This window comes from Actinoplanes sp. NPDC051633, from assembly GCF_040681735.1.
Lineage (GTDB): Bacteria > Actinomycetota > Actinomycetes > Mycobacteriales > Micromonosporaceae > Actinoplanes.
The window spans coordinates 1-4,019 of sequence record NZ_JBFAZH010000725.1; the positions used below are offsets into that span (position 1 = coordinate 1).

Annotated in this window: 3 protein-coding genes; 2 read left to right on the forward strand and 1 reads right to left on the reverse strand. The window is 67.0% G+C overall.

All coding sequences use genetic code 11. The annotated features are described in order from the left end of the window. Nucleotides 1-490: WecB/TagA/CpsF family glycosyltransferase (locus AB0M20_RS30660; protein WP_364303809.1), on the reverse strand; the 490-nt coding region annotated here is incomplete at its 3' end. Between the two features lie 21 nt (nt 491-511). On the opposite strand from AB0M20_RS30660, the gene AB0M20_RS30665 reads away from it, so the two are divergent. Together AB0M20_RS30665 and AB0M20_RS30670 are read left to right on the forward strand one after the other, a co-directional pair. After that, entirely contained in the window at nt 512-1,768 is a 1,257-nt protein-coding gene (locus AB0M20_RS30665) for a glycosyltransferase (protein ID WP_364303810.1), read from the forward strand. A gap of 337 nt (nt 1,769-2,105) precedes the next feature. Beyond that, a complete protein-coding gene (locus AB0M20_RS30670; protein ID WP_364303812.1) occupies nt 2,106-3,938 on the forward strand; it encodes a DUF4082 domain-containing protein in 1,833 nt (610 codons plus the stop codon). The last annotated feature ends 81 nt before the right edge of the window (nt 3,939-4,019 follow it).

Sequence of the window (4,019 nt, forward strand, 5' to 3'; positions counted from 1 at the left end):
GCCGGCGCGGCTCGAGGTAGAGCCGGTGCACCCACTCCAGTCCGTTGTCCTGCATCCAGCCGGGCGCCCGCGAGTGCACGCCGGCCACGAAGCCGATCGCCGCGCCGCAGCCCATGAACCACGTCTGCGGCATGCGCTCGCGCAGCCGCTCGATCACCCGTTCCTGCTTGGGGAAGCCGAATCCGGCGAAGACGAGATCCGGCGCGGCGCCGATCACCTCGTCGCAGACCTCGTCGAGCTCACCCGGCCGCTTGTCGAAACCGAAGGGCGGGCTGAGCCGTCCGGCGATCTTCAGCGTCGGGAAGCGCTCGCGGAGCACCTGCTCGGCCAGCTCGGAGGTGCCCGGCTCGCCGCCGAGCAGATAGACCGAGCGCCCGGTTTCGGCCATGGCCGCCGAAAGGCTCCAGATCAGGTCGGATCCGCAGACCCTGGCGGGCAGTGGGGTGCCGGCGATCCGGCTGGCCCAGATGAGCGGTTTGCCGTCCGCCACCACAATTGACGATGCTTCGACGTGACGGCGACATTCTCGATCGCGGTCAACGCGATGAAGTATGTCGATGTTCGGCGTAATGATTTGTCCACCTTGACCGGTGGAGAGCCGTTCCAAGACATGATCAACTACTTGATCTTCCTGGAGGGGGTCAAATCCGACACCGCGCAACATCACGGGAATCCCTTGCACCGCAAGGGATTCCGAGAACTCCTGGGATACCACCACGGCACTCAACCTGCCGGACTATGCGGAGAGCAGCAAGAGACGATCGGACTACGCCTCTGTCGAGTACGCGATACCACCTCGTCTTTTCGGCGGGTTGTTGTCATCCGATCCGAAAGGGAGCATCGCGGCATGCGAATTACCGTGATCATGCCTGCTTTCAATGAGGAAGCGGGCATCGGTGCCACGTTGCGTGCATTGACCGATTGCCCGGAATTCGGCCCGGACATGGAGATTGTCGTCGCAGCCAACGGATGCACCGACCGCACGGCCGAGGTGGCCCGCTCCTTCGGCGTACGCGTGATCGAGGTCGCCACCCCGTCGAAGACGGCCGCCCTCAACGCCGCCGACCGGATCGCCACCGGCGACGTGCGGGTGTATCTGGACGCCGACGTCCCGGCGACGGCCGCGCTGATCCGCCGGCTGGCGAAAGCGTTGGAGGAGCCGGGCATCGAGGCCGCCGTGCCGACACCGGCGGCCGACACGTCGGCCGGCACCTGGCCGGTCCGTGCCTACTACCGCATCAACGGGCGCTTGCCGGTGTTTCGCGGCCGGCTCTTCGGTCGCGGCGTGATCGCCGTCTCCGCCGACGCGCGCAAGCGATTCGCCGACTTCCCGGCGATCACCGCCGACGACATGTTCCTCGACGCGGTGGTCGACGCCGGCGAGAAGCTCGAGATCGACGAGACGGTCCGGGTGGTCGCCCCGCGCACCGCGCGCGATCTCATCCGCCGGGTGGCGCGGGGCCGGGACGGCAACGCGGAGTTCTGGCGCTTCATCGAGGCCGCGCCGCAGGGCTACGGTCTGCCGCCGGACCCGGTGCCCGGGCCGAGCTCGACCTCATGGCTTCGCAACGTGGTGCTCCGCTCGCCGTGGTTGCTGCCGTCCGCGGTGGTCTACGTGTCGGTCATCGTGCTCGCCGAGCGCCTGCGCCGGTCGCCGTCGTGGGACGTCCGCTCCGGCTGGGGCCGCGCCCACGAGCCGATCCGGATCCCCGCGCAGCGGCGTGCGCCCGACGAGAGCATTTCGCAAACATCGGCCCGGCGCGGATAACGGGCAAATGCCGACATGGGCGCGTTCAATTCGGGCGTTATCCGGACGCCCGTGAAATGATCAGATCGAATTGTTTCACTACGTCGATTTCTCGAAAGTACAAGAGACCTTTAAGACGCTTGGGTCTCACCGGCCGGGTGGATATGGTCGGCCCGCCCACCGGCGCGCAGAGAGCTCACCAGGACATACGGAGCAGCGCCGGCAAAGGTTCACCTGCCGAAGGAGTTAAAGGCTCGTGGGAAGCCAGGAATCGTCCGACAACTTACGACCCGGCCGGCATGCACGACGCGGCAAAAGGCGCGGAAGAGGATTCTTCACCGTCGTCGCCACGATCAGCATGCTGGCGGCCGGAGCTGCGGTCACCGCATATGCGGTCAATTCTCAGCCGGACACCTACTCCTTCTTCGCGTCGACGGACGTCTCGGGCGTCTCGGTCGACCCGGACTCCCGCCAGGTCGAGCTGGGCCTGAAGTTCGTCTCCAAGAGCGCCGGCACGCTCGAGGCCGTGCGCTTCCTGAAGGCCCGCGGCGACCGCAGCGCCCACCGCGTCACGGTCTGGTCCGCCGACGGCGACAAACTCGCCACCGCCACGCCCAGGTCCGAGACGCGCTCCGGCTGGCAGCAGGTCAAGCTGGCGAAGCCGCTCGACATCGAGCCCGGCGTCCAGTACGTGGTGTCGTACAACACGACGCGCTACTCCGCCTCACAGCGGTATTTCGCCGGCCGGACCGCGAAGGCGGGCCCGCTCGCCACGGTGGGGTCCGGCGTCTACGACTACGGCTCCGGCGACTTCCCGGAGCAGAGCTGGCAGTCCAGCAACTACTGGGTCGACGTCGTGTTCGCGACGGAGAAGGACGACGAGCCGGCGCCGGCTCCCACGACGGCGCCGACCACCACCGCACCCGCGCCCGCGCCCAGTGCCACCACTGCCACCCCCGAGCCGACGCGGACCACGGCGCCGCCGGCCGGTGGGAGCGTGCTCGACCTGCCGCGCGTGGCTTGGGAGGGCGGCCCGTCCTACTACTCGAAGTTCGCCAAGGGCAACGAGGCGGAATGGGACGATCCGTCGTTCTTCCCGATCGGTGTCTGGTACGAGGGCACGTACAGCCAGGCGGAGATCGACAAGGACAAGGACGCCGGGCTGAACACGTACGTCATGCTCACCGAGGGCTCGGACATGAAGCTCATCGAGCGCAACGGCATGCACGCCATGACCGAGGGCCGCAAGGACAGCGGCGGTGAGACCACCGGCTGGATCATCAACGACGAGGTCGACATGTGGGGCGGCGCCGGCAACAGCACCTGGACCGGCAAGTACCCCGGCCAGGGCGAGCCGTGCACCTCCGGCAAGTACGACTGCGGCTTCGACATCATGAAGCGGCTCTCGGACGGCCTGCCGAAGAACGACGGCCGGATGACCTACGCCAACTTCGGCAAGGGCGTCGTGTTCTGGCAGTCCGACGCCGACGCGAGCCGGTTCGTCAACGACTACACGACCGTCGTCTCGAACGACATCTACTGGTACACCGACCCGAACGTCTGCTACTCGTCCTCGGAGGGTCCCAGCCTCGGGGTGACGAAGGAGAACTGCCGCCGGGCGGCCAACTACGGCATCACGATGGACGTGATGCGCCGGCTCGACGGTCTCGACGGCAAGCGCCAGCCGGTGTACGCCTTCGTCGAGGTCGGCAAGCCGTTCCCCGAGGCGAGCGCGCCGACCATCACCGCCGACCAGATCGGTGGCGCGGTGGTGAACTCGCTCATCCACGAGGCGCGCGGCGTCCTGTACTTCAACCACAACTTCGGCGGCCCGTGCATCAGCCAGCACGTGCTGCGGGATGCCTGCGGCACGGCGGTACGACCGGCAGTGTCCGAATTGAACCGTCGGATCACCAGCCTGGCGCCCGTTTTGAACACCCAGTCGTACCAGTGGAAGTTCAACCCGCAGCTCGACACCATGCTCAAGGAGCGCGACGGCTCCTATTACATCTTCGCGATGCCCGGCCGCACCGGCGGCACCGGCGAGCAGAAGCTGACGATGCCCGCCGGTCTGGGCGGCGCCAAGGCCGAGGTCATGTTCGAGAACAGGTCGGTACCGGTCGTCGGCGGCACTATCACGGACAATTTCGCCAAAGAGTTCTCCTACCACATTTACAAAATCACCCCCTGACGGACGACCCACCGACCACCGACAGGACTACGCGGACTGTCGGCTGGTTGGCTGACGGTCACCTTCCCGGTCAGTCATGCT

Coding starts and splice junctions, on each gene's coding strand:
- AB0M20_RS30670 (WP_364303812.1), top strand. CDS start 2,106: ATGCTGGCGGCCGGAGCTGCGGTCACCGCATATGCGGTCAATTCTCAG.